Genomic DNA, 23,430 nt, shown 5'->3' with positions numbered 1-23,430 from the left:
CCCGCCCCCGCCCGGGCGCGGGGGCGGGGGCCCCCCCCCCCCCCCCCACCACCCACCCCCCCCCCCCCCCCCCCCACACCCCCCCCCCCCCCCCCCCCCCCCCCCCCCCCCCCGCCCCCCCCCCCCCCGCCCCCGCGCCCCCCCCCCCCCACGGGCTGTGGTCACAGCAGGAAGACGACGACGGTGGTGGCGAGGAGGAGTGTGGTGACGACGGGCCAGTAGAGCAGGCGGGCAGCCATGTTGCCGTTCCAGTCGAGGAAGCGGAAGCGGCGGGTGGAGGTGTACTCGACGACGTTGAAGGCGACCAGGGCGATCACCAGGTAGAGGATGAAGTAGAAGTACTCGGCGTACACCACGCCGGTCGACCCGGTACTCGAGCGCAGTGAGCTGTGCTGGACGGCGACGACGAGCATCATCGCGCCGCAGAAGCCGATGACGGTCCAGGTGGAGAAGCCCGCGAGGGACCGGCGGTCGTTGTCGGTCGTGACGACGAAGAGCGAGGCGAAGACCAGCAGGGTGATGACGATCAGGGGAACGAGGCGGTCGAGCAGCGGGCTCAGGAACGCGCGGGTGATCCCCGTGGAGAAGTGCATGGCGGGGATGGTGGTGTCGGTGGTGGCGTCGCTGCGGCCGAGGGTGGTCCGCGTGGTGGACTCGCCCATCGAGAAAGACGTGTAGTGGAGGCGCCACTCGCCGGTGACCATGCCCGTGTAGAGGCCGAAGGCGCTCTCGGAGACCCAGGGCGGGTAGGCGGCGAAGTCCGGGACGAGGACGGTACCGGGGGTCTTGGGCCACATCGTGGCCCAGATGACCTGCCGGTCGAGGGGATAGTGGCTGTAGTCGAACTGCTCGCGCAGGGTGGTGCGCAGTTTCCAGCCGACGGTCTGGGTGTTGTCGCTGTTGGTGTGGACGTAGACCTGTTCGGTGGCGCCGCCGTCGACGGCGGCGGGCAGTTCCACGGCAGCGGCCTTGGTGTCGGCGCCGGCGGGAAGTCGCTGCCAGAGGTAACCGGTGAGGCGGACGTTGTTGGCGTCGGTGAACTGAGCCGTCTGGATCATCACGCCGGTGGGGATCTGCTGCATGCCGTCGCGATCGTCCTCGCGCAGGTACGAGGTGGCGTCGGCCTGGGTGGTGACAGCGGTGCCGGGTGCGCCGGTGAGGGTGTCGTCGGCGGCGACCGCGACCCAGACGAAGACGGTGGCGAGCAGACAGAGCACACTGACCACCGCGCTGAACCAGCCCAGGGTGGACGGCTCGGCGGGACGCGGCCTCAGCAGCAGCCACGCCACCAGGGCGAGGCCGACCACGGCGCAGATCAGCACGACGGCCAGCCGGACGCCGTGCTGCATCACCTCGTGCACCGGCTCGTCGATCCCGGCGGCGGCGACACCGGCGAGCACGAAGAGCGCCACGGTCAGCGTCGCGGTGGCGACCCGTGACCGCCCCCATCGGGCGGGGTCGGGCGGCTGGGTGCCGGGCGGGCTGCTGGGCGGCGATGACATGGGCGGCTCCGGACGCGCGAAGGGCTCTGCCTGGTGATCATGGGTCCGGGCGTCGAGCGGGGCGGGCCGCGAAACGCCGGTTCGAGCACGATCGAATGCGAAGTTCCGTCGAACGGGCCCAGGACGGTTCCGCGGCCGAGTCGCCCACCGACGTGTCATCGGATTCGGTGCGGCCGAATCGGGTCCGCGGGCGCTCGGGTTGCGGGACCGGTCCGGCGCCGGTTGGTCCGGGTCGATCGGGTTCGGCGGATGGCGTGCCCCGCAGCCGTCCTTGTTGCACAATATGTGCAACTGCAATCAGTTGGCGTAAGGGGTGTGGGTGGTGGCGGGGTCGCCGGTGGTGCTGGGGATCGAGTCGTCGTGCGACGAGACCGGAGCCGGGCTGGTGCGCGACGGCGTGCTGTTGGGCCAGGCGGTCGCGTCGAGCATGGACGAGCACGCGCGGTTCGGTGGGGTGGTGCCCGAGATCGCTGCGCGGGCGCACGTGCACGCGATGGCGCCGGTGGTCCGGGAGGCCCTCGACCGGGCGGGGCTCACCCTGGCGGACGTGGGCGCCGTCGCGGTGACGGCCGGCCCGGGCCTGTCCGGGGCGCTCCAGGTCGGCGTGGCCGCGGCGAAGAGCTACGCATTCGCCCTCGGCGTCCCGCTGTACGGGGTGCACCACCTGGCCGGGCACGTGGCCGCGGCGACGCTGGAGGGCGGCCCGCTGCCGAACCCGTGCGTGGTGCTGATCGTCTCCGGCGGGCACACCTCCCTGCTGCTGGTGCGCGACCTGGCCCGCGATCCGATCGTCCACCTCGGCGACACCCTGGACGACGCAGCCGGCGAGTGCTTCGACAAGGTCGCCAGGATCCTGCACCTTCCCTACCCCGGCGGCCCGTCGATCGACCGGGCCGCGCGGGCGGGCGACGCGAAGGCGGTGCGCCTCCCGCGCCCGCTCATGGGTCGGGACGACGACCCGTACGCGTTCTCGTTCTCCGGGCTGAAGACCGCCGCCGCCCGCTGGGTCGAGGGCCACCGGGCCACCGGGGCCGAGCCGCACGTCCCGGACGCGGCCGCGGCGCTGCAGGAGGCCGTCGCCGACGTGCTCACCCGCAAGGCCGTCCGGGCCTGTACCGACCACGGCATCTCCACCCTGGTGGTGGTCGGCGGTGTCGCCGCCAACTCCCGGGTGCGGGAGCTGGCCGAGCGCCGCTGCGCCTCGGCCGGGATCACGCTGCGGGTGCCACCGCTGGGCCTGTGCACCGACAACGGGGCGATGATCGCGGCGATCGGCGACCTGCTGGTGCGTTCCGGAGCCGAGCCCGCTCCCGCCGACCTGTCCATCGATCCGTCGGCGCCGCTGGAGTACGCGGCGCTCACCCCGTCGGCGCCCGCGGTTCGGCGGGCCGCGTGAGCGCCGTCCTGGTGCACCGGCTGGACGCGAGCGGCGTCGCTGCGTATCGGGCGGGGATCCGGGAGGTGTACGCGGCCGCGTTCGGCGCGCCGCCGTGGCACGAACCGGCGGACCGGGCCGACGCCTACCTGCGCCGACTCGCCCGCGACGCCGACCGGCCGGGCTTCGCCGCCGCCGTCGCGACCGACCGGGCCGGTGGCGGCGTCCTGGGATTCGTCACTGCCTGGACCACCCCGGCCCCGTTCCCCGGCGACCGCTGCTACCCGCTCGTGAGCGAGCGTCTGGGGCAGCGGCGGACGGCGCAGTGGCTCTGCGGCGCGCGGGAGATCGACGAACTCGCCGTGCACCCCGGGGCAGGCAGGCGCGGGGTGGGCGCCGCCCTGCTGGACGCCGTCGGCGACGACGCGCCCGACGGCCGGTCATGGCTGCTGACCGCGGCGGTGCCCGGTGGGCCGCTCCCGTTCTACCTGCGCCGGGGCTGGCGGCAGGTCACCGAGCCCGCACCCGGCCCGGACGGCCTGGTGGTGCTGCTCGGGCCGCGCCATCCGGCGGTCCCGGACATCCGGGCGGCCTGAGCATGTCCGAACCGGCCCGGCACCGCGCCCCGTTTGCCGCGCGTTGGCTGTGCGGCGTCCTGCGACTGCCGTCGCGCGTTCTGTCCGCCGCCCGTGGCTCCCGGCGTCCACCGTTGCGGTCGTCCGGCGACAGCGGCTCGATCGAGTACCTGGTGGCACACGCGGTCCGCGTCTTCGGCGGCGCCGCCGACCTGCCGCGCCGGGCCGACGGGGCAGCCCGCACCGAGTGCGACCGGCCCGCGAAGCTCTCCGACACCACCGACCGCTACCTGCGATGACACCCGAGGAGCTCCATCGTGTCCGATGCCACCCCTGACCCTCCGTCGGCCCGCCGCCCGCGAAAGCCGACGGCGGCCGGAGCGGTGACCACGACCGTGCTCCAGGTCGGCGGGATGGACTGCGACCGGTGCGCGAAGGCGGTGAAGACCCTGCTGGCCGGCCTCCCCACCGTGCTCAAGGTCGTCGCCCACCCACCGACCGGCCGGATCACCGTCACCTCCACCTCAGCCCTGGACGACGAGGCGGTGCACGCCGCCACCGCCCGGGTCGGGCTCACCCTGCTGGGGCGGTAACGGCGCGCCGACGCGGTGTCAGTCGTGCGCGGAGCCGGAGGCTCGCAGGCCGGCCGACCACTTCTCCTCGATGCGGCCGAACTTCCACACGGCCAGGGCGACGATCCAGGTGGCGAAGAACAGGCCGACGATCACGAACCCGATGATGTTGAGGTCCAGAGCGCCGACCCAGTCCCAGAACGCGCCGTGCAGGTCGAGCTTCTCGGCGAGCAGCCCGAGGAGTTCGACGGTGCCGATGATGAGGGCGACGGCGACGGACAGGCCGGTGATGGTGAGGTTGTAGTAGACCTTGCGGACGGGCTTGGAGAACGCCCAGCCGTAGGCGAAGTTCATGAACGAGCCGTCGATCGTGTCGAGCAGGCTCATACCGGCAGCGAAGAGGATCGGCAGGCACAGGATCGCGTACCAGGGCAGGCCGGAGGCGGCACCGGTGCCGGCCAGGACGAGCAGGGCGATCTCGGTCGCGGTGTCGAAGCCGAGGCCGAAGAGCAGCCCGACCGGATACATCTTCCAGGGCTTGTCGACGGTCTTCATCACCCGGCCGAGCAGGCGGTTCATCAGGCCGCGGTTGTTCAGCTGCTCTTCGAGGGCGGCCTCGTCGAAGCGGCCGGCGCGCATCTGGCGGAAGACCTTCCAGATGCCGACGAGGATGACGATGTTGATGATCGCGATGGCGTAGAGGAACGTGCCGGAGACGGTGGTGCCGATCAGGCCGGTGACGTCGTGGAGCCGGGAGTCGTCGTTTTCGACCGGGCCGGCGAGGGTCCTGATGCCGAGGGCGAGCAGGGCGGCGAGCCCGAAGACGATGCTGGAGTGGCCGAGGGAGAACCAGAACCCGACGGACAGGGGCCGCTTGCCCTCGTGCATGAGCTTGCGGGTGGTGTTGTCGATGGCGGCGATGTGGTCGGCGTCGAAGGCGTGCCGCATGCCGAGGGTGTAGGCGGTGACGCCGATGCCGACGCCGAAGCTCTTCTCGCCGAGGCTGAGGTCCTGCGGGGCGACCAGCGCCACCAGGACGAACCAGCCGACGACATGCAGGGCGGCGATGAAGCCCGCCATGCCGGCAAGCCGGATCCACTCCTTACGGGTCATCGAGCCGCTGACGCGGCGCCAGAGGGATCTCGCGGGTTCGTCGGTGGACGCGGCGGGCTTCACCGTCATGGAGGCCTCCCTTGGACGCGGTGACGGCCGCACACGCTAGACGCGATGAGGTAGCAGTTGCAATATCTTTGCAACAGGAGCGTGAGCTGAACGGCGCACGCGGGGAGCGCGAGGAGGGCGCAGTGGCGAGGGCCGAGCACGACGTGCTGGAGACCTGCCGCGACCTGCTGCGGGCCGGAGGCGGCCGCTGCACCGGCGCCCGGCTCCGCGTGCTGGAGGCAATCCGCGCCCACGGCGGCCATCTGACGGCGACGCAGATCCACGGGCGGATCGGGGGCGGCGAGCGCGGTATCAACATCTCCACCGTCTACCGGTCGCTGGAGCGCCTGACGGAGCTCGGGCTGCTGCACACCGTCCGGGGGCTGGGCGGTGACCTGAGCTACGGGCTGCTGGGCGAACCCCACCACCACTTCCTGTGCACCGGGTGCGGCCGGGTCGTCGACTTCCCTCACCGCCTGGTCTCGGCCGGCCTCGTCGAGGCGGGGCGGCGCGCGGGCTTCCGTGCGGAGTCGCTGGTGATCAGCGGGGTGTGCGAGGTCTGCCAGGGCGCGACGGAGCGCTGATGCGGGGTCGGCGCAGCGTCCCGGCGGGCGCCGGTTGGGAAGACGATCGTCGGTCAGGAAGGGCTGGCGCCCCGCACGACTGACGGGGCCGACCCCGCAGCCAACATGCTGCTGCATAAGCTTTCTTCTTGCAACTATTACGCAATAGTGTTGGTCCGGCACGATCGTCATCATCGAAAGGGGCCGTGTCCCGATGGGCACCTACTCGCTTCCCGACCTTCCGTACGACTACTCCGCGCTGGAGCGCGCCATGTCGGCGGAGATCCTGGAGCTGCACCACTCCAAGCACCACGCCGCGTACGTCGCCGGCGCGAACACCACCCTGGAGCAGCTGGCCGAGGCCCGCGACAAGGAGCAGTTCGGCGGGCTGGTGGGACTGCAGAAGACCCTGGCCTTCCACCTGTCCGGCCACGTGCTGCACTCGCTGTTCTGGGAGAACCTCTCCCCGGACGGCGGCGACCGCCCCGACGGCGCCCTCGCGGACGCCATCACCGAGCACTTCGGCTCCTTCGACGCCTTCAAGAAGCAGCTGACCACCGCCACCGTCGGTGTCCAGGGCTCGGGTTGGGGCATCCTCTCCTGGGAGCCGCTGGGCAAGCGCCTGATCGTCGAGCAGGTCTACGACCACCACGGCAACGTCGGCCAGGGCACCACCCCGCTGCTCGCCTTCGACGCCTGGGAGCACGCGTACTACCTGCAGTACAAGAACGTCCGCCCGGACTACGTCACCCGCCTGTGGGACGTCGTCAACTGGCAGGACGTCACCGCGCGCTTCACCGCCGCAACCCAGGGCTGACCCGCTCCGGCAGCCGTGCCGCCGGGCCGCGGCGCCGCCCCGCGAGGGCGGTCGTCGCGGCCCGGCGGCGTCCTTCTCCCACCGCTCCTCCCGAAGTCCGTTCGGAGGGCCCGCCATCACCGAGGCCGGTGCGGCGCGGGTCCGCCCGGGGCAGTCGGACGCCGTGGGGCCGGCGGGGGCTGTGGCCGTGGGTGTGTCAGGTGGTGAGGGCGGCGAGGAGCCAGTGTTCCGGGACGTCGGTCTCCGGGGCGGTGAAGAAGCGGTGGGTCGCGTGGTTGAGGTCGTCGATGGTGAGAGCTCCGTCGCCGTCGCGGTCGAGTCGGGCGAATTCGCCCGCGGCGCCCGGGTCGGTGGCGTTTCCGGCCTTCAGGTACCGCTCGAACTCGTCCTTGCTGACCTTGCCGTTCCCGTCGGCGTCCATCAGCGCGAAGATCTTGGCCGTGACGTCCCGGATGTAGGCGGGGGCGGCGGAGTAGGGATTTCCGACCATCGTCCTCTCCACGTGGTGGAGCATCTCGTCCTTGGTCACCCGGCTGTCCTTGTTGGAGTCGCCGTCCTTGACGGCTCCCCTGATCAGGGTCTCGACGATGCGGGCCCTCTGTGCTTCGGCACTGCCCGGGGCGCCGTCGGTGTGCGGCAGATCGCCTGGGTCGATGTAGCCGTTCTTGTTGGTGTCGATCAGGTCGAAGAGCTGAAGAACCCTCATTCTGTATGTACCCATGGTGTCGTCCTTCCATGAAGCGCTGCTGCTCGGATGAGCACCAAGAACGCTAGGTCGTGACCATCGGGCCGGGCGTGCGACGCCAGTCAGGGATCACCCGAAGGTGTGCCGTACGGCCCGCAGGGGGCATCGGTGCAGCGGTGTGCACCGGTGACGAGAAGGCGCGCAGGTGCGCCCCCGACAGGCGTCCGGCTGCCGTGCGGCTGTAGGCGGTCGCTGCGCGGTCCGTGGTGCCGGTAGGTCGGTCGGGTGCGGCACGGTCCCGTCCGCACGGAGAAGGCATCGGTCCCGTCCCGCGAGCAGTACGGGGCGGGACCGATCTCATGCCGCGGGCGGGGCAGGGGCGGGGGCCGGGAGGGCTGTTACCGGGTGTACCAGCTGAATTCGAGGATGGTGTCGTTGTAGTCGGTGTCGTCGCCGTTCTCGGCGACGACGACCAGCAGGTTGAGGCTGCCGACCTCGAACGGTCCGCCGGAGTTCAGCTTGCTGGGCTTGAGGACGCCGTCTGTGCCCGCGTACTCGAAGACGGCGTCGAGCAGGAACCTCTCGCCCGGGGTGATGATCTTTTCCCCGATGACCGTGTTGCCCTCGCCGGTGCCGGAGAACACCAGGTCCACCTCGCCGGACCGGTCCATGAGCGCGACTTTCTGTGTGGACTTCGCGTTGGTCTTCACCTTGACCTGGGCGGTGAGTCCGGCGGGCAGATGGATCGCTGCGTTGTTGCCGCTGATGGACACGGACGCCTTGTCGTCCATGACGTACTCCTTCGGTTCGGCCGGGTCGAGCACGAGGCATCGTGTTTCGTGCTTCGTGCTTCGTGGTTCCCGGGAGTGTCTTCCGGATCCGGTCGACGCGGCGCCAGCATGCGCGCCGCCTCGGGACGATGATGTCGAGGCCGGAGCCTTTGCTCGGTGAGGACATGCCGGTCACGGAGTGACGACACCGCCGGCCGATCTGTCCGGCTCACGCGTCCTTCGGCACGGACAACGGGCGTAACGAGATCCACCCCGAGCTCGCTCGCCTCCCGCAGCACACGCCCGGCCCTCCCCGCCGACTCCGTCCGGGCCGTGTACTCCTGACGAATATGCCGGCGCTGCTCCGCCGTGACCGCGTCCACCAGCGCCACGAGGACCCCCAGGGACGCCGCGAGGCCGCTGCGGGCCGCCGCAGGAAGATCCGGCAGGACCCCGTCGCGCCCCCGAACAGCGACCTGGCGCCTCCGCACGCTCAGGGTCGGGCGTGGTGGCGGGCGGGTGCTGACGGTCAGTCGAGGGCTCCGTTGATCGTTGCCTTCGGGACGGCGATGCCGGGCGCGTCACCCCGAGGAGTCCGGCCAGCGGAGCTGACGCGGGTCGGCGGCCCGCTGTCGGTCATGCCACGCCGGCTGCGTCCAGCAGGGTGACGGCAGTCGGTGCGAGCAGGCCGGTCAGCGTCTCGGCGTGAATGCCGGCGCGGGCGCTGGCCCCGTCGAACAGGAGGAGGAGCTGGCGGGCGAGGAGTTCCGGGTCCAGCGCCCCGCCGCGTCGGGCCTCGGCGAGGAAGAACGCGCCGAGGCCCTGCTTGACCCTGTCGGCGACCCGGCTGGCGGGGTGCTCCGAATTCTTGAGCTCGATCTGCACGGCCAGGTAGGGGCAGCCCGCGTACTGCGGCGACGACGCCTGCGTCTCGAGCTGTTCGAAGACGTGGAGGATCCGTAGCCGGGGCGATCCCGGGCCTGCGGTATCGGGCAGCAGGGTGGCCGCGTAGGCGGCGGCCCGCCGCTCCAGGCTTGCGGCGAGCAGGTCGTCCTTGCTGTCGAAGAGCTGGTACATCGAGCGCTTCGAGACACCTGCCGCCTTGCACAGCGCCTCGATGCCGACACCGACCCCCTGGGTGTAGGCGAGTGCTGCGGCCGCGTCCAGCAGTCGGTCGCGGGAACTGGGCTTCGGCTCCGTGGTCATGGGCTGACGCTAACCCTTTCTCCCCCCGACGGAAACGACCGGTTCGCACCTGCCCGGAGCCGGGCGGTTCGCCTTCCTGCAAGAGTGTGCCCGCCGGGCCCCGGGCGGGGCCGCTCAGGAGGCGAGCTGCTGGTACACCGACTCCAGGTCTCCGGAGAGGGCTCCCCGGATCCAGCGGCTGACGTCGTCGGCGAGGACTTCGTGGGCGTCGGCCTCGATGCCGTCCAGGGCGGCTGAGGCGATGAACTCGGGCGTGGACTTCGGACCGTCGATGCCGGTGGTCATGTCGGTGTCCACGTAGCCCATGTGCAGGCCCGTCACGCCGATGCCGCGCGGCTGGAGTTCGAGGCGCAGGGCGTTGGTCTGGGCCCAGATCGCGGCCTTCGTCGCGGCATAGGTGCTGCCGTCGGCGAACCAGGACAGCGCGGAGTGCACGTTGAGGATCCGGCCGCCGCCGTTGGCCCCGATGACCGGGGCGAAGGCGCGGGTGAGCAGTAGCGGCCCGTAGAAGTTGACGTCGAACTCGGCGCGGATGTCGTCCAGCGGAGCGGTCAGGAAGCGGCCCCGGGTGGCGAGGCCGGCGTTGTTGATCAGGATCGTGACGTCGGACGCCTTCGCGGCGACCGCGTCCACAGCCGCGGGGTCGGTCACCTCCAGCGCGAGCGGCACGGCGTCGGGGTGCGTCACGGTGCGCGGGTCGCGGGCGGTGGCGTAGACCTTGGCGGCGCCGCGCTCGTAGAGCGCTTCGACGAGGGCCTTGCCGACGCCGCGGCTGCCGCCGGTCACGAGGGCGACTGAGTTCTTGATCGCGGTCATGGTGACCCTCCCAGAGTTGGAAACCGATCGGTTTCCACCACCGTAAACCGATCGGTTTCCGAATTCAAGGGCGGAGGATTCGGCGGTCCGCTCGGCCAGGGTCGGGTCGCCGGCCGCGGCGGCCGCGATGTGCCGCGGGCGCACGGCCGCGCGACCTCGGCGGCGTAGTCCGCCGAGCCGCCTCGCCGCGTGCGGTGTCCGGCGACCCGTGCGCGGTACCGGAGTCAGAGCCAGGCGCCGGCGATGTGCTGGACGGGGTCGTCGCCGGGGTTCGCGCGGATCCCGTACACGGCCTGGGCGGTGGCCCACAGGACGGTGCGTCCGCGGTGGTCGGGGTAGCGCTCGACCATCGCCGTGAAGTAGTCCAGCGCGGTCTCCCGGGCGGCCAGCTCCTTCTCGGCCGCGTCCAGGTAGGCGCGGGTCTCTGCGGTGACGCGTTCCGCGTCGTCGTCGAGGGCGGGGTTCTGGTGTCCGGCGACGATCGAGCGGGCGCCCAGGGCGGCGACCGCGTCGATCGCCCGCCGCCAGGCGTCCAGGCCGGCCAGAGAGGTCTCGGACAGGTACAGGTGCGCGCCGTTGTACATGACATCGCCGGCGACGACCAGGGCGAGGTCGGGGACGTGCAGCACGCTGCTCGCGTCGGTGTCGGCGTATCCGGCCTCGACGATGACGAGCTTGTGTCCCTCGAGCGCGAATCGGTTGTCGGGCACGGTCGCGGCGGTGACGGGGGAGTCGGGGATGCCCGGATAGACCCGGTCCCAGACGAACGGGCGGGCGCCGACGTTGGCGTGCATCTGGGCGATCGTGCCCTCGGTCGCCACGACCCGGGCGCCGAACCGCCGGGCGAGCAGGTCGGCGTTGAACCAGTGGTCGCCGTGCCCGTGGGTGATGAAGATGTTCGTCAGGCGCCGGCCTTTGCCCTCCACCCAGTCGCCCACGGCGCGTGCCTGGTCCTCGGTGAAGCCGGGGTCCACGAGCACGGCGTCGTGCTCGCCGTGGACGAGCGTGGTGGCCAGCGGGGGGAAGGCCTTGGCCTCGCCGTTCGGGAGAGCCCCGTTGTGCTGCCGGGGCGGGTCGTTGATGAACACCTCGTAGGAGAGTGCGGTCGACGTCATGGTTCCGGTCCTCTCGTTCCAGGAGCGCCCTGGGGCGGCCGGGTGTGAGAGCGGTCGGCCCGCCCCGTAGGTAGAGCGATCGCTTTACCTGGGATCCACGCTACGCTCCCCCCGGTCCGAAGTACAGCGACCGCTATACTTTGCGCATGGCTGCATCGACACCACCCGCCCGTCCCGCCAGGGGAGGGCGTGGCGCCCGGGAACGCATCCTGCGGGCGGCCGGGGAGCTCTTCTACGGCCGCGGGATCCACGCGACCGGCGTGGCGGCGCTCACCGAGGCGGCGCACGTGTCGACCCGGACTTTCTACGCACACTTCCCCACCAAGAACGCCCTGGTGGAGGAGTACCTGAGGCAATTCGAGTCGGACACCCCGCTGGCTGCCGAGGTCGTTCTCGACCGCGAGGACCTGCTGCCGGCCGAGCGACTTCTGGCGATCTTCGACCCCGGCGAGGTGGACCCGGCGGCGCCGCTCCGGGGCTGCCCGTTCCACAACGCCGCCGTCGAGGGCGCGGGCGACCTCCCCGCAGTCGCGCTCCTCGTGCAGCAGCACAAACGCGCCTTCCGCGACCGGCTGATCGCCACCGCCGCCCGGGCAGGAGCCGTCGACCCCGAAGGTCTGGGCCGTCAGCTCGCCGTTCTCTTCGAAGGCGCCAATGCCCTGGCGGCCTCCTGCGACAACCCGGCGGCCTTCACCGACGCGCGCCACGCGGCCGCAACACTCCTCGACGCCGCCCTCGCGGCTGCGCCCGCCGGCTGAAGCCGGTGGGCATCGACCGTGCTCGCGGCGCTGGCCGGCCGGGAATCGACCGCGCCGATCGCGTTGAGGCGGCAGGACTTCGGTGGCTGCGCGATCCCTTCGCCGCATCGGAAGGAAGGGCCGGAGCTTGCCGGCCGCGCGGGTTCCGGGGCGCCGACGCCGACGTCGAACTGATCAGCCTCGACCTGATTGTCATGACGGCCCGCGGCGGACTCGGACCCGGCCTCAGCCCGTCGACCACGCCGGTGGAGAGACGCACGCAGAGTGAAAGCCGCCGCAGTCGGCAGAGGCCGAGTCCGTGTGCGAACCCGGGGAAGTTCTTGCCGACCGGCCAGCAGGCTGTGACAGGGACAGCCCTCGCCCGTCAGCCTGACAGGTATGACTGTTCCGGTTGTCATCGGCGGATTCGCCGAGTCCACGGTGCGCGCTGTCCTTCAGGAAGCCTGCCGTCGCATCGGGGTCGATTCCGGCGGCGCCGAGGTGCTGCGAGGGCACACCAATGCCGTGTTCCTCCTGAAGGCTGCCGGGGCAGTCGCCAAGATCGCCCGTTCGGGTACGCCAGTCGCCGATGTCCGGCGGACGGTCCGTCTGGTCCAGTGGCTCAGCGACCAGGACTTCCCGACCGTCGAACTGCTGCCCGTGGAGCAACCGGTCCTCATCGGGGAGCACGCCGTCACCTTCTGGCGGTATCTCCCGCAGCCCGGTACTGCGGTGCCGGCCGCGCACCTTGCCGTCCCGCTCCGTACCCTGCACCAGCTCCCACCTCCTCCCTTCGACGTCCGGCCGCTTGACACCGTCGGTGCGATCCGTCGGTCGATCGAGGCCGCCACGGCCCTCGACCCTGGAGAGGTCTCGTTCCTGCGGCAGCGGCTGGCCTGCCTGGAGTCGGCACTGGGCCGTGTGCGTTATGCGCTCCGACCGGGCCTGCTCCAGGGCGACCCTCAGCACCGGAACGCCCTTCATCACGGCACGTCCGCCGTGCTCTGCGACTGGGACACCGCCTGCTTCGGCCCACCCGAACTGGACTGCGTCACGGTGGAGATCCACTGCCGTCGATTCGGCTACGGCCGCAGCCACTACGAGCAGTTCGCCGACCTCTACGGCTTCGACGTGACCGCTTGGAGTGGCTACACCGTGCTTCGCGACCTCCGCGAGCTCAGGATGATCACCACGAACGCCAAACGCGCGACGGCGGGAAGCCCGACCATCGCGGAGGTGCGACGACGCGTCGAAGCGTTGCGGCTCGGGAACTGCGAGGCGGCGTGGAGCATCCTGTGATCCGCCGGGTGAAGAGGTTGACCAGCCGTACGGACGGCCCGGGATCGCGGCGGCAGTCAGGCGTGGGCGCCGGCGCACTCCGGGTGGCCCCAGCTGCCGCCGACCTTGGTGATCGTGTCGCCCTTGGCGTAGGAGCGGCCGCACGGGCAGATGCCGGGGTAGCGGGCGGCCAGGGTCCGGGTGCCGCCACCCGTGGAACTCTTCCTCGCCGTGGCGGAGGAGCGTCCGCCGCGCGGTGCGGAGGCCGCGACCGGCTCGGGCACCGGCAGGTCGGCGGAGGTCCCGCCGGCGTCCTCCTGCGTCCGTGCCGCGTCACTGGCGGCCTTGTCGGCGATCGCGTTCAGCGGGTCGCCGTTCACCTGGTGGGCGGCCACGTACACGAAGGTGACGTCCCGTCCGTCGAGGAGCGCGTCGATGCGCTGGATCAGCTCGCGGTTGGCCACCGGCTTGCCGGCGGCGGTCTTCCAGCCGTTGCGCTTCCATCCGGCGAGCCACTTCGTCACCGCGTCGCGGGTGTAGGTGCTGTCGAGGCGGACCTCCAGCGGCTCGTCCGGTTCCGTCGCCGTCAGCAGCTGCTCCAACGCCGTCAACTCGCCGATGTTGTTGGTGCTGTGGCCCAGCGCACCGGCCTGCCAGCGCTGCGGAACCCCGGCGGGGTCCGCCACCACGTACGCCCAGCCCGCAGGACCCGGGTTGCCCTTGGCGGCTCCGTCGCAGGCGGCAATGACTCGTTCGACCATGCCCCCGATCATGCCAGCATCCGAACGCCGCGGATCCCGCGTGCCCGGGTCCGCGAGTCCCGGGCGCCCGGCGTGACCGGCGGCCGGTCAGAGCCTGAAGTGGGCGATGGCCCGTTCGGCGACCTCGTCGGGCTCCAGGTGCGTGTTGTCGATCAGCAGGTGCGACTCGGGAAGGTGGGCGAAGTCGTCGACCGAGTTGAGCCGGTACTTGGCGTCCATCCCGATCAGGTTGCCGTTGGACCACTCCAGGTCGCGCTTGGACGCCTTCTCCGCCAGGCGGGACTCGCCCGCGTTGCGCTCCAACCGCACGTCCTGGTCGGCGGACAGCTCCAGGAAGAGGATCCGCGAACCCCGCTCGCGGAAGGGCGCCGCGTAGCGTTCGACGAGTGCGGCGTCCTCCGGGTCGTCGAAGTCCCAGACCAGGGTGAACACCAGACCCGGGAGGTCACTGGAGGCGGCCTCGGCGAAGATCTGCTCCCGGAAGCCGTGGTTGAGCCGCTGGAACTGCGGCGACCCGTACGGGAACAGCCGCAGCAACGGCTCGATGGTCAGGTGGTTGTGGAAGAGCTTGTAACCCGTGCGCTCGGCGATGGCGCCGCCCACGGTCATCTTCCCGACGGCGGCCGGGCCGATGACGAAGACCAGGGTCGGGGTGGTGCTGTCGGACATCGGGACAGAATAGGTCCGTTGACGATCTTTGTCGATCGCGGCCGCCCGGGCCCGTCAGAGACCTGTCGCGGCATCAGGTTCCCACCGCCCGCGCCCCCAGGACCGGCAGCAGTCGGAGCTTCTCGTCGTCCTGGGATCCCGGGGTCGCCGTGTACACCAGCAGGGTCTGGTTCTGCTCCGGGTCCAGCAGCACCTGGCACTGCAGGGCGAGGACGCCCAGTTCGGGATGGCGCACCCGCTTGGGGTCCATGCGCGGCACATCGATCTCGTGGGCGCTCCACAGGGTGGCGAACTCCTCGCTGCGGTCCAGGAGGAGGTCGCGCAGTTCCTCGGCCCGGCCGCCCGCGCCCTGCCGGGAGTAGGCGGCGCGCAGGCCGGAGGTGAAGAAGCGGCTGTGCAGGGGGTGGTCCTCCTCCGGATACAGCAGCCGGGTGGCGCGATCGGTGAACCACCTGTAGGTGAGGCTGCGCTCGGGGCCGGTGAACCGCGTCTGGTCGCCGAGGAGGGCGCAGGCCATCGGGGTCTGGGCGAGGGTCTCCGCCACGTCGCTGACGACCTGGGCGGGGGTGTCGTCCAGGCGCCCGAGGATGCGCATCAGGCCGGGCGTGATGTGGTCCGAGCGCAGAGAGCCGGGGCGGGAGGGGGTGTTGTGCCCGGCGATGCGGAAGAGGTGGTCGCGTTCGGCGAGCGACAGGCGCAGTCCGCGGGCGATCGCGGCGAGCATCGGCTCCGAGGGCTGCGGCCCGCGCTGCTGCTCCAGCCGGCTGTAGTAGTCGGTGGACATGCCGCTCAGTGTCGCGGCCTCCTCCCGGCGCAGCCCGCGGGTGCGGCGGCGCGGCCCGCGGGGCAGGCCCACGTCCTCGGGTTGCAGGGCTTCGCGGCGGGTGCGGAGGAAGTCCGCGAGTTGTGCTCGGTCCACGGCTCCAGTCTCCCTCGTCGTCCTGGTACGTCCTGGTACGTCACGGTGGTGGCAGTGTGCGGGTGGGGCGGCTCAGAGCAGCATGCCGCCCGACGCCTCGATGCGCTGCCCGGTGACCCAGGAGGTGCCCTCGGCGAGCAGCGTGGCGGCTGCGGCGCCGATGTCCTCGGGCTCCCCGGGACGGCCCATGGCGGTGACGCTGCTCAGCATCCCGCGCATGTCCTGGTTGTCGCGGACCCCGCCGCCGCCGAAGTCGGTGCCGGTGGCGCCCGGTGCGAGGGTGTTGACCGCGATGCCGCGCGGTCCCAGCTCCTTGGCGAGATAGCGGGTGAGGATCTCCACGGCGCCCTTGGCCGCCGCGTAGGCGGACGTGGGGGCGGCGATGAAGCGGGTCAGGCCGGTCGAGACGTTGAGGATGCGGCCGCCGTCCTTGATCAACGGCAGCAGCGACTGGGTGAGGAAGAAGACGCCCTTGACATGGACGTTCATCAGTCCGTCGAACTGCTCCTCGGTGGTCTCCTCGAACGGCGCGTGCACGCCGTGGCCGGCGTTGTTGACGAGGACATCGAGGTCGTCGCGGCCCCACTCCCGCGCCAGTACCTCCCGCACCTGCGCGGTGAAGGCGGGGAACGCGGCGGTGTCCCCGGTGTCCAGGCGCAGTGCGACCGCCGTACGGCCCAGCTTCCGGGCCTCCGCCACCACGTCGGCGGCCTCCTCGGCATGCGAGCGGTAGGTGAGGACCAGATCGGTGCCGGCCTCGGCGAGGTGCAGGGCAGTGCTGCGACCGAGGCCGCGGTTGGCACCGGTGACGAGGGCGATGCGGGTCATGGTGGGCTCCGTTCCCGGCAGGGTGCGGGCGGACCGGCCGGTCCGCCGCCTTCGTCCTCAACGGTGCTGCAGTCCGGACGGCGGATGAAGGCCGCAGTCGTCCAGGGATCGCCGGTCCCCCCTTCGGCCACCGGGCGTCACCCGGCACGAGGATCGCGAGCGTAGAAGGGATCGTTGTGCTCGCGAGCGAAACGGCGGCGGCCGACTGCCCTGCTCCGGGCCGGCTCCGTGGACGCTGCCGGGCCGGCTCGGGGCTGCTGCGGTCAGTCGGTCCTCGTCGCTGTGACGGCGTCGACTTCGGCGGCGTACAGCTGAGCCGGATCGAAGCCCATGCCGGTGAAGTGGCCGGCGAGCTCCAGGGAGAGGACGCCGTGCAGGCGGGTCCAGAACACCAGGGCCGTGTGCAGTCCGGCCGGGTCCGCTGGGTGTCCGGCCGCCCAGGCACGGTGGTCGTCCAGGTGCTCGTGCAGGGGGGTGGAGGGGGCGGGGGTCGGCCCGGGGCCGACGGCGTCGAGCAGGACGGCCATCAGTTCGGCGGCGATCGCGGTGGTGTCCGGCGGTGCCTGGTATCCGGGTACCGGGGTTCCGTAGAGGAGCAGGTACCGCTGGGGGTCGGCCAGCGCCCAGTCGCGCAGGGCCTGTGCCAGTTCCGTGAGGTCGGCGCCGGCTTCGGCGCGGCCGTGGAAGACGTCGGCCAGGCTGCGGTAGGCGTCCCTGATCAGCTCGGTGATCAGGTCGTCCCGGTTGGCGAAGTAGCGGTACAGCGCGGGTCCGGTCATGCCGATCTGCTTGGCGATCGCGTTCAGGGACAGTGCTGACGTCCCGGCCTCGGCGATCTGTGCCCACGCCTGCTTCTTGATCTCCTCGCGCACCTGGGCGCGGTAGCGCTCCCTGGGCGACGCGGTGTCCGACTCGGCCACAACCGGGACTCCTTCCTGCTCGGCTTCAGTTAGAAGGTATCACGGAGGTGAGTTGCTATCGCGACGAACTTCAGTTATAACTTCTAACGAACGCAACGACCTCTATCGAAGGAGGGTGGCCGTGAACGGCGAGCACCTGACCCAGATCGTTCTGCCCGGCATCGTCGACCCGGAGGACCTGCAGATCCGTCACGCACCCCTGCCCAGCCCGGCACCCGGTCAGGTCCTGGTCGCCATGGAGGCGACCGGAGTGTCCTTCGCCGAGCAGCAGATGCGCCGCGGCCGGTACTACGACCAGCCGCCGTTCCCGTTCGTCCCCGGATACGACCTGGTCGGCCGGGTCGCGGCGACCGGCGCGGGCGTCGATCCGCAGCTGGTCGGACGCCGGGTGGCCGCGCTGGTCAAGGTCGGCGGCTGGGCCACCCACGTGCTCCTGGACGCCGCCGACGCCGTGCCCGTGCCGGACGGAATCGGCGCGGTCCAGGCCGAGACGGTCGTGGTCAACGGCCTCACCGCCTGGCAGATGCTGCACGGCAAGGCCCGGGTACGCCCCGGGCAGACCGTCCTGGTCCACGGCGCGGCCGGAGGCGTGGGCTCGGTACTGGCCCAACTCGCCCTCGCCCACGGCGCCAAGGTGATCGGCACCGCCTCGCAGCGCAACCACGACGCCCTACGGTCCCTGGGCGTCACCCCGATCGACTACCGCACCGGCGACGTACCGGACCAGGTCCGCAAGCTCGCTCCGCGCGGGGTCGACGCCGTCTTCGACCATGTCGGCGGACGCAGCGTCATCGACTCCTGGCACCTCCTCGCCCCCGGCGGCACCCTCGTCGCCTACGGCAGCGCCTCCACCCGCGACGACACCGGATCCAAGCAGTGGCCGGTCCTGAAGATCGTCGCCCGAACCCTGCTGTGGAACGCACTGCCCAACGGCCGCCGCGCCCACTTCTTCAACATCTGGGCCGGGCAGAAGCTCCGCACCGACCGCTTCCGTGCCCGACTGCACACCGACCTGACCGCAGTCTTCGACGCGCTGCGCCGCGGCGACGTCGTCGCGCAGGTCGCCGCCGAGCTGCCGCTGGCCGACGCCGCGCAGGCGCTGCGCCTGGCCGAGTCCGGCACTGTCGCCGGCAAGGTCGTCCTCGTCCCCTGACTCGCCGGGCCCGTCTCACGACCGCCTGCGGCAAGGGTCGTCCCGGGCCCGGGACGGCGTGGCGGTGACGGTCGCGGTGGTACCCGAGCCGGGCCGCCACTGCCGGTGGTGGAGACTGGGGCGGGGCGCCACTGCCCGGTGGGGGGGTGCCCCTATGCCTTTGGTCAAGGTGGTCGGAGGGTGTTTCAAGGCGTCTGGGACGATGTGCTCGTGCATGCTGATGATCAGGTTGGCGAGGGCGTCCCTGCTGAGCTCGCGGTGTTTCTTCGGGGTGCTGTCAATGACCGCCCGGTGAGAATCGCTCCTTCCATCTGTGGAGGTTGCGGCGGCCGGGTGTTCTTCGTGCTGGTGAATGACTGCGGAGCGGAGCGGGAGTGCTCTGGCTGTGGCAGCCGTGCGTTCATCGCAGACAGCGAGGATTACTGGGAGGAGGACTCCTGGGAGACTGAGAGGTCCGGTCCGGCCTACTGTCCGTGCAGAAGAGACAAGTTCGAGGCGGCGGTCGCCTTCTCCCTCGGCGAGGACGGGTCGGTCCGTTGGGTGACCGTCGGCCTTCGGTGCATCGCGGACGGATTCTGCGGGGTCTATATCGACTGGGAGATCAACTACAGCCCCACGGATCACCTCTTGACCATGGTCTAGGTCTGCTGGGTGACCGCTGGGACCGGCTGTGGTTCGTAGAAGGTGCCGTCGCGGAGCATCGCGAAGAGGACGTCGGCTCGTCGTCTGGCGAGGCAGAGCAGGGCTTGCGTGTGGTGCTTGCCCTGGCTGACCTTCTTGTCGTAGTAGGTCCGGGAGGCCGGGTCGGCCAGGGCGGCGAACGCGGAGAGGAAGAAGGCGCGTTTGAGCTTCTTGTTTCCGCGGCGGGATGGTTGTTCGCCTCGGATCGATGAGCCTGAGCTCCGGGTTGCCGGGGCGAGGCCGGCGTAGGCGGCGAGGTGGGCGGCGGACGGAAACGAGCTGCCGTCGCCGACGTCGATGAGGATCCGTGCTCCGGTCCTGACTCCGGTCCCCGGCATGGACGTCAGGACCTTGGAAAGAGGGTGGTTATCCAGCTGTTCCTCGATCCTGGTGGCGAGGAGTTTGCGCTGGTCGAGGACGGCGGTCAGCGAGCCGGCGAGGCTGGGGACGATCAGTGCGGCCGCGTCCGTGCCGGGGACGATGACGGTCTGTTCGTCCAGTGCGGTGAAGATGTCTTCGACCAGTCGCTCCGCCATCCGTGGGGCCTTCGGCCGTATAAGCGTGATCAGCCGTCGGCGTCCGGCCTTGCGGATCTGGGCCGGGGACCCGAACCGCTCCAGCAGCATCAGGACAGCCGGGTGCTGGATGCGGGGGCCGAGGACCCGCTCCAGGTGCGGGTGGATCTGGGTGAGCAGGCCCCGCAGCCGGTTGCTGATCCGGGTTGCCTCGCCGACCAGGTCGTCGTCGAAGCCGACGATCATCTCCAGTTCGGCGATGGTCTCGTCCTCGAGGTCGACCGAGCGGAGTGTGTGGGGCATGACGCGGGCCGCGTCGGCGATGACGAAGGCGTCGCGGGCATCGGTCTTGGCCTCGCCCGGGTAGAGGTCGGCGATCCGTCGCATCGTCAGTCCGGGCAGATAGGCGACCGGGCAGCCCATGTCCCGGGCTACCGCCAGCGGCAGGGCGCCGATGGAGGCCGGCTGGTCCACCACGACGAGCACTGTCCCGTGCTTGGCCTGCAGTTTCCCGAAAACCTCGCGGAGCTTGGGCTCGCTGTTGGGCAGCCGCTTGTCGAAGGCCTTCTTCCCGGCCGGGGTGACGGCGGTGGCGTGGTGTTCGCCCTTGCCGACGTCCAGGCCGAGGAAAGCGCCGATGTCACTCGTGTCGATCACGTGCGTCCTCCGGTCGTCCCCACACCCGGCCGTCCCACGGCACCGATCGCCACATCCACATTACGAAGAGCCTCCCAAGCTCCCGAAGGAAGCCGGTGGTCATGCCCCTAATCAGCGGTCTGTCGATGCCTCCGGACCGGTGACACCACCCCCCAGGCCATACGTTCAACAGGGGGGAGCAGTCATGCCGGACCCGGAGGCCGGGCGCCCCATTGCGGGGCCACCAAGAAGGTAATGGGGGGCTGCGGCGGGGCGCCGTTACCGATGCCGCGGTCGCCGAACTCTCCTTGCACGCTTGCGCGGTGGCCTCGCCGGACCTGGCGCGGCCGAATGTACTCGGCCCCTGCCGAGTGGCGCGTCGCCCGCAGCGTGGTATGGCTCGCCGACGTCGTGTGCGGGCCTGTTCCCCTCGGGGTCGAGCGGCGAGGCCCTCTCCTTGGCGATGGTCCGGGGGCTGACCGGCATCCGGACCGTGGTGGAGGGGTGGCCCCGGTGCGGCCGGGGCTCCCGCCGGAGGCGGGCGGTTGCGGTTCAGTGCCGGGTGCGGATCCCGTCGAGGGCGATGCCCAAAACCCGGTCGCGCTGCGCCTCGTCGGGGAAGGCCACCGAGGTGATGCCGGAGACCAGGCGCAGCAGGTCGTCGATGCTCATGTCGGTGCGGACTTCGCCGGCCTCCTGGGCGCGGTGGAGCAGGGGGGTGCCGGCGTCGTACATGGACTGGCGGCAGGCCAGGAAGACGTCGCTCTCCTCGCCCTCCAGTGCTTCGCGGATCGCGCGCTTGGTCATGGCGTAGTCGACGAAGCGGCGCAGCCAGAGGGTCAGGGCCTGCCACGGCGGTTCGCCGGAGACCTCGGCGGCGACCCGGCCGAGGTCGTCGACCTCGTTGGCGTACACGGCTTCGAAGAGGTGCCGGCGGGTGGGGAAGTTGCGGTAGAGGGTGGCGATGCCGACCCCGGCGCGGCGGGCGATGTCCTCCAGGGAGGCGTCGGCGCCGTGCTCGGCGAAGGCCTCGCGGGCGGCCGCGAGCAGCGCGTCGAAGTTCCGCGCGGCGTCGGTCCGGCGCGGGCGCCGGGCGGCGAGGAAGTCGCTCACCACGATCTGGTCCGGCACGGTGACCTCGTTTCGACGCCCGGGATTGAACCGGAGGGGTGCCTCCGCTAATGTGGAGGCATGCCTCGACTTTAGCACCGGGGCCCCTCCTTCGCCCTGCCCGCCCACGGGCGGGCCGCCTCCGTCCGCCGTCCTCACGGCCCGTGCGCCGTTGTGCACCCGGTCCGCACGGCTGTCGGGCGCCCGCTGCCCGTGCGCCGCCGAGCTGCCCGCATCCGCACCCGTACCTGCACCGTCCCTGCCGTTCTTGCCGTTCCCGCGCCGCGATCTTCGAGTCGCCGAGTCCGAGAAGGTCCCATGAACCGCCAGTCCAACCGCCTCACCTTCGGCGTCCTCGCCACAGGCGCCGGCGTGTTCGCGCTGCTCCAGTCGCTGATCACGCCCGCACTGCCGATCGTCCAGTCCGCGATGCACACCTCGCAGTCCACCGTCACCTGGGTGATGACCGCCTACCTGCTGTCCGCCTCCGTCTTCACACCGATCCTCGGCCGGGTCGGCGACCTGGTAGGCAAGAAGCGCACCCTGGTCGCCGCACTCCTCGCCCTGTTGATCGGCTGCTTCGTCGCCGCCCTGGCCCCGAACATCACCGTGCTGATCGTCGCCCGCGTGCTGCAGGGCATCGCCGGCGCGCTCTTCCCGCTGTCCTTCGGCATCATCCGCGACGAGTTCCCCCCGGGCCGGGTCCCCACCGGCATCAGCAACCTGTCCGCCGTGATCGCGGTCGGCAGCGGACTCGGCATGGTCCTGGCCGGCCCGATCGTCGGCGCGCTGGACTACCGCTGGCTGTTCTGGTTCCCCGTCATCGTGGTCGCCGCCACCGCCCTGCTCGCCCACCGCTACATCCCCGAGTCGCCGCACCGTACCGAAGGCAGCGTCAACTGGCGCTCCTCCGTCCTGCTCTCCGGCTGGCTGGTCGCCCTGCTGCTCCCCGTCAGCCAGGCGGCCAAGTGGGGCTGGGGCTCCACCCCGGTGATCGGCCTGCTCGCCGCCGCCGCAGTCCTCTTCGCCCTCTGGATCGCCGGCGAGACCCGCTCCCGCAACCCGCTGATCGACATGCGGGTGATGCGCCTGCCGGCCGTCTGGACCACCAACACCGCGGCACTGCTCTTCGGCGGCGGCATGTACGCCGTCTGGGCCTTCCTGCCCGGCTTCGTCCAGACCCCGACCTCGGCCGGGTACGGCTTCGGCTCCAGCGTCACCGGCGCCGGACTGCTGATGCTGCCGATGCTGGTCGCCATGTTCGTCTCCGGCCTCCTCAGCGGCAGGCTGGCCGGCCGGTTCCCGGCCAAGGCCCAGCTCGTCACCGGCGCGCTGCTCGGCGCCGCCGCCTGCGCCCTCCTCGCCGCCCGGCACCAGGCGCCCCTCGACGTCGCCCTCGCGGCGGGCGTGTTCGGACTCGGCATCGGGCTGGCCTTCGCCTCGATGAGCAACCTGGTCGTCCAGAGCGTTCCCCCCGCGCAGACCGGCGCGGCCACCGGCATGAACGCCAACATCCGCACCATCGGCGGCTCGATGGGCGCGGCCCTGATGACCGGACTGGTCACCGGCCACCTGCAGCCCAGCGGCCGCCCCTACGAGGCCGGCTACACCCACGGCTTCACCCTGCTGGCGGTGTTCTGCCTGGCCGCCGCCGTCGCGGCCCTCGCCGTCCCCACCCGCAGCGCCACCCGGGCGACCGTGCCGGCCGCCGGCCCGGGCGCCGCGCCGGCCGCTGCCGCGCCGTCCCGGGAGCCCATCGGCCGCTGACCGGACGGAGCCCGCAGGGTCATGGATACGCAGCGGACCGGAACGGCAGCATCAAGGGGAGTCCTTCGCCGCGTCAGACCTGCCCGCTGACCGACGAGCTGCCCGTGATCGATCTGGCGACCTTCGGCGGCGGATCAGTCGGCTTCATCGGATCCCTCGTGGACACCTCGGCTTCCGTCGGGGAGGAAACGCACTTCGCGCGCAGCCGGGGGGGGGGGGGGGGGGGGGGGGGGGGGGGGGGGGGGGGGGGGGGGGGGGGGGGGGGGGGGGGGGGGGGGGGGGGGGGGGGGGGGGGGGGG

The 23,430-nt window shown here is 71.5% G+C and carries 25 protein-coding genes; 11 read left to right on the top strand and 14 right to left on the bottom strand.

Features of this window, described 5'->3' with window-relative positions:
* Positions 1-161: 161 nt before the first annotated feature.
* Positions 162-1,502, bottom strand: a complete 1,341-nt coding sequence (locus ACGFX4_RS40170) for a hypothetical protein (protein WP_393085955.1) — start codon at positions 1,500-1,502, stop codon at positions 162-164.
* A gap of 322 nt (positions 1,503-1,824) precedes the next feature.
* Between ACGFX4_RS40170 and tsaD the strand changes: the two genes are divergently transcribed.
* From tsaD to ACGFX4_RS40150, 4 genes are all read left to right on the top strand, one after another.
* Positions 1,825-2,898, top strand: a complete 1,074-nt coding sequence (tsaD, locus tag ACGFX4_RS40165) for a tRNA (adenosine(37)-N6)-threonylcarbamoyltransferase complex transferase subunit TsaD (RefSeq protein ID WP_393085953.1) — start codon at positions 1,825-1,827, stop codon at positions 2,896-2,898.
* The gene (locus ACGFX4_RS40160) at positions 2,895-3,473 is read left to right on the top strand and encodes a GNAT family N-acetyltransferase (protein ID WP_393085951.1); all 579 of its coding nucleotides are present in this window, start codon (positions 2,895-2,897) and stop codon (positions 3,471-3,473) included. Before tsaD ends, ACGFX4_RS40160 begins: the two co-directional genes overlap by 4 nt.
* A gap of 113 nt (positions 3,474-3,586) precedes the next feature.
* Positions 3,587-3,751 (top strand): hypothetical protein, encoded by a 165-nt coding sequence (locus ACGFX4_RS40155; protein WP_393085949.1) that lies wholly within the window; start codon positions 3,587-3,589, stop codon positions 3,749-3,751.
* A gap of 84 nt (positions 3,752-3,835) precedes the next feature.
* Positions 3,836-4,045: a heavy-metal-associated domain-containing protein gene (locus ACGFX4_RS40150; RefSeq protein ID WP_393085947.1), complete on the top strand. Its 210-nt coding sequence runs from the start codon at positions 3,836-3,838 to the stop codon at positions 4,043-4,045.
* An 18-nt stretch (positions 4,046-4,063) separates the two neighbouring features.
* Here the strand turns inward: ACGFX4_RS40150 and ACGFX4_RS40145 are convergent, their stop codons facing one another.
* Positions 4,064-5,137 carry a HoxN/HupN/NixA family nickel/cobalt transporter gene (locus ACGFX4_RS40145; RefSeq protein WP_393085957.1) on the bottom strand — a complete coding sequence of 358 codons (1,074 nt, stop codon included), beginning with the start codon at positions 5,135-5,137 and terminating at the stop codon, positions 4,064-4,066.
* Positions 5,138-5,328: 191 nt separating this feature from the next.
* Here ACGFX4_RS40145 and ACGFX4_RS40140 point away from each other — a divergent pair, with 191 nt between their 5' ends.
* A complete protein-coding gene (locus tag ACGFX4_RS40140; RefSeq protein WP_393085945.1) occupies positions 5,329-5,769 on the top strand; it encodes a Fur family transcriptional regulator in 441 nt (146 codons plus the stop codon).
* Between the two features lie 193 nt (positions 5,770-5,962).
* Positions 5,963-6,565, top strand: coding sequence for a superoxide dismutase (locus tag ACGFX4_RS40135; RefSeq protein WP_393085943.1), 603 nt, complete (start codon positions 5,963-5,965; stop codon positions 6,563-6,565).
* A 196-nt stretch (positions 6,566-6,761) separates the two neighbouring features.
* Here ACGFX4_RS40135 and ACGFX4_RS40130 read toward each other — a convergent pair whose 3' ends face one another.
* The 5 genes from ACGFX4_RS40130 to ACGFX4_RS40110 all read right to left on the bottom strand — a co-directional run bounded on the left by ACGFX4_RS40130 (position 6,762) and on the right by ACGFX4_RS40110 (position 11,157).
* Entirely contained in the window at positions 6,762-7,286 is a 525-nt protein-coding gene (locus ACGFX4_RS40130) for an EF-hand domain-containing protein (protein ID WP_393085941.1), read from the bottom strand.
* Between the two features lie 362 nt (positions 7,287-7,648).
* Positions 7,649-8,041, bottom strand: coding sequence for a fucose-binding lectin II (locus ACGFX4_RS40125; protein ID WP_393085939.1), 393 nt, complete (start codon positions 8,039-8,041; stop codon positions 7,649-7,651).
* A 615-nt stretch (positions 8,042-8,656) separates the two neighbouring features.
* A complete protein-coding gene (locus tag ACGFX4_RS40120; protein WP_393085937.1) occupies positions 8,657-9,226 on the bottom strand; it encodes a TetR/AcrR family transcriptional regulator in 570 nt (189 codons plus the stop codon).
* 114 nt (positions 9,227-9,340) lie between these two features.
* Positions 9,341-10,042: an SDR family oxidoreductase gene (locus ACGFX4_RS40115; RefSeq protein WP_393085935.1), complete on the bottom strand. Its 702-nt coding sequence runs from the start codon at positions 10,040-10,042 to the stop codon at positions 9,341-9,343.
* A 224-nt stretch (positions 10,043-10,266) separates the two neighbouring features.
* Positions 10,267-11,157 (bottom strand): MBL fold metallo-hydrolase, encoded by an 891-nt coding sequence (locus ACGFX4_RS40110; protein WP_393085933.1) that lies wholly within the window; start codon positions 11,155-11,157, stop codon positions 10,267-10,269.
* A gap of 146 nt (positions 11,158-11,303) precedes the next feature.
* Between ACGFX4_RS40110 and ACGFX4_RS40105 the strand changes: the two genes are divergently transcribed.
* Both ACGFX4_RS40105 and ACGFX4_RS40100 read left to right on the top strand, forming a co-directional pair.
* On the top strand, positions 11,304-11,915 hold the full coding sequence (locus ACGFX4_RS40105; protein ID WP_393085931.1) for a TetR/AcrR family transcriptional regulator: 612 nt from the start codon (positions 11,304-11,306) through the stop codon (positions 11,913-11,915).
* Positions 11,916-12,293: 378 nt separating this feature from the next.
* On the top strand, positions 12,294-13,193 hold the full coding sequence (locus tag ACGFX4_RS40100; RefSeq protein WP_393085929.1) for a phosphotransferase family protein: 900 nt from the start codon (positions 12,294-12,296) through the stop codon (positions 13,191-13,193).
* A 56-nt stretch (positions 13,194-13,249) separates the two neighbouring features.
* On the opposite strand, the gene ACGFX4_RS40095 is transcribed toward ACGFX4_RS40100, so the two are convergent.
* The 5 genes from ACGFX4_RS40095 to ACGFX4_RS40075 form a co-directional block, all read right to left on the bottom strand.
* Entirely contained in the window at positions 13,250-13,933 is a 684-nt protein-coding gene (locus tag ACGFX4_RS40095) for a ribonuclease H (RefSeq protein WP_393085925.1), read from the bottom strand.
* Positions 13,934-14,020: 87 nt separating this feature from the next.
* On the bottom strand, positions 14,021-14,602 hold the full coding sequence (locus ACGFX4_RS40090) for a hypothetical protein (protein ID WP_393085923.1): 582 nt from the start codon (positions 14,600-14,602) through the stop codon (positions 14,021-14,023).
* 73 nt (positions 14,603-14,675) lie between these two features.
* Positions 14,676-15,521: a helix-turn-helix transcriptional regulator gene (locus tag ACGFX4_RS40085; protein ID WP_393085921.1), complete on the bottom strand. Its 846-nt coding sequence runs from the start codon at positions 15,519-15,521 to the stop codon at positions 14,676-14,678.
* A gap of 72 nt (positions 15,522-15,593) precedes the next feature.
* A complete protein-coding gene (locus ACGFX4_RS40080) occupies positions 15,594-16,349 on the bottom strand; it encodes an SDR family NAD(P)-dependent oxidoreductase (protein ID WP_393085919.1) in 756 nt (251 codons plus the stop codon).
* Between the two features lie 263 nt (positions 16,350-16,612).
* Complete coding sequence (locus ACGFX4_RS40075) at positions 16,613-17,269, bottom strand: TetR/AcrR family transcriptional regulator (protein ID WP_393085917.1); 657 nt, start codon at positions 17,267-17,269, stop codon at positions 16,613-16,615.
* 121 nt (positions 17,270-17,390) lie between these two features.
* Between ACGFX4_RS40075 and ACGFX4_RS40070 the strand changes: the two genes are divergently transcribed.
* Positions 17,391-18,422 (top strand): medium chain dehydrogenase/reductase family protein, encoded by a 1,032-nt coding sequence (locus ACGFX4_RS40070; RefSeq protein WP_393085915.1) that lies wholly within the window; start codon positions 17,391-17,393, stop codon positions 18,420-18,422.
* A 180-nt stretch (positions 18,423-18,602) separates the two neighbouring features.
* Positions 18,603-19,064: a hypothetical protein gene (locus ACGFX4_RS40065; RefSeq protein WP_393085913.1), complete on the top strand. Its 462-nt coding sequence runs from the start codon at positions 18,603-18,605 to the stop codon at positions 19,062-19,064.
* On the opposite strand, the gene ACGFX4_RS40060 is transcribed toward ACGFX4_RS40065, so the two are convergent.
* Together ACGFX4_RS40060 and ACGFX4_RS40055 are read right to left on the bottom strand one after the other, a co-directional pair.
* Positions 19,061-20,275: an IS110 family transposase gene (locus ACGFX4_RS40060; RefSeq protein ID WP_393085911.1), complete on the bottom strand. Its 1,215-nt coding sequence runs from the start codon at positions 20,273-20,275 to the stop codon at positions 19,061-19,063. The two genes, ACGFX4_RS40065 and ACGFX4_RS40060, sit on opposite strands and share 4 nt — an antisense overlap.
* A gap of 531 nt (positions 20,276-20,806) precedes the next feature.
* A complete protein-coding gene (locus tag ACGFX4_RS40055; RefSeq protein WP_393085909.1) occupies positions 20,807-21,385 on the bottom strand; it encodes a TetR/AcrR family transcriptional regulator in 579 nt (192 codons plus the stop codon).
* A gap of 297 nt (positions 21,386-21,682) precedes the next feature.
* Here ACGFX4_RS40055 and ACGFX4_RS40050 point away from each other — a divergent pair, with 297 nt between their 5' ends.
* A complete protein-coding gene (locus ACGFX4_RS40050; RefSeq protein ID WP_393085907.1) occupies positions 21,683-23,131 on the top strand; it encodes an MFS transporter in 1,449 nt (482 codons plus the stop codon).
* Positions 23,132-23,430 lie beyond the last annotated feature (299 nt).

Source organism: Kitasatospora sp. NPDC048365, from assembly GCF_043200835.1.
In the GTDB taxonomy this organism is placed as follows: Bacteria; Actinomycetota; Actinomycetes; order Streptomycetales; family Streptomycetaceae; genus Kitasatospora; species Kitasatospora terrestris.
Note: the sequence above shows the minus strand (reverse complement) of the source record. Positions and strands in the feature narration are given on the sequence as shown.

Coding starts and splice junctions, on each gene's coding strand:
- ACGFX4_RS40130 (WP_393085941.1), bottom strand. CDS start 7,286: ATGGGTACATACAGAATGAGGGTTCTTCAGCTCTTCGACCTGATCGAC.
- ACGFX4_RS40115 (WP_393085935.1), bottom strand. CDS start 10,042: ATGACCGCGATCAAGAACTCAGTCGCCCTCGTGACCGGCGGCAGCCGC.
- ACGFX4_RS40080 (WP_393085919.1), bottom strand. CDS start 16,349: ATGACCCGCATCGCCCTCGTCACCGGTGCCAACCGCGGCCTCGGTCGC.
- ACGFX4_RS40125 (WP_393085939.1), bottom strand. CDS start 8,041: ATGGACGACAAGGCGTCCGTGTCCATCAGCGGCAACAACGCAGCGATC.
- ACGFX4_RS40105 (WP_393085931.1), top strand. CDS start 11,304: ATGGCTGCATCGACACCACCCGCCCGTCCCGCCAGGGGAGGGCGTGGC.
- ACGFX4_RS40135 (WP_393085943.1), top strand. CDS start 5,963: ATGGGCACCTACTCGCTTCCCGACCTTCCGTACGACTACTCCGCGCTG.
- ACGFX4_RS40145 (WP_393085957.1), bottom strand. CDS start 5,137: ATGACCCGTAAGGAGTGGATCCGGCTTGCCGGCATGGCGGGCTTCATC.
- ACGFX4_RS40120 (WP_393085937.1), bottom strand. CDS start 9,226: ATGACCACGGAGCCGAAGCCCAGTTCCCGCGACCGACTGCTGGACGCG.
- ACGFX4_RS40050 (WP_393085907.1), top strand. CDS start 21,683: ATGAACCGCCAGTCCAACCGCCTCACCTTCGGCGTCCTCGCCACAGGC.
- ACGFX4_RS40090 (WP_393085923.1), bottom strand. CDS start 14,602: ATGTCCGACAGCACCACCCCGACCCTGGTCTTCGTCATCGGCCCGGCC.
- ACGFX4_RS40095 (WP_393085925.1), bottom strand. CDS start 13,933: ATGGTCGAACGAGTCATTGCCGCCTGCGACGGAGCCGCCAAGGGCAAC.
- ACGFX4_RS40170 (WP_393085955.1), bottom strand. CDS start 1,502: ATGTCATCGCCGCCCAGCAGCCCGCCCGGCACCCAGCCGCCCGACCCC.
- ACGFX4_RS40100 (WP_393085929.1), top strand. CDS start 12,294: ATGACTGTTCCGGTTGTCATCGGCGGATTCGCCGAGTCCACGGTGCGC.
- ACGFX4_RS40110 (WP_393085933.1), bottom strand. CDS start 11,157: ATGACGTCGACCGCACTCTCCTACGAGGTGTTCATCAACGACCCGCCC.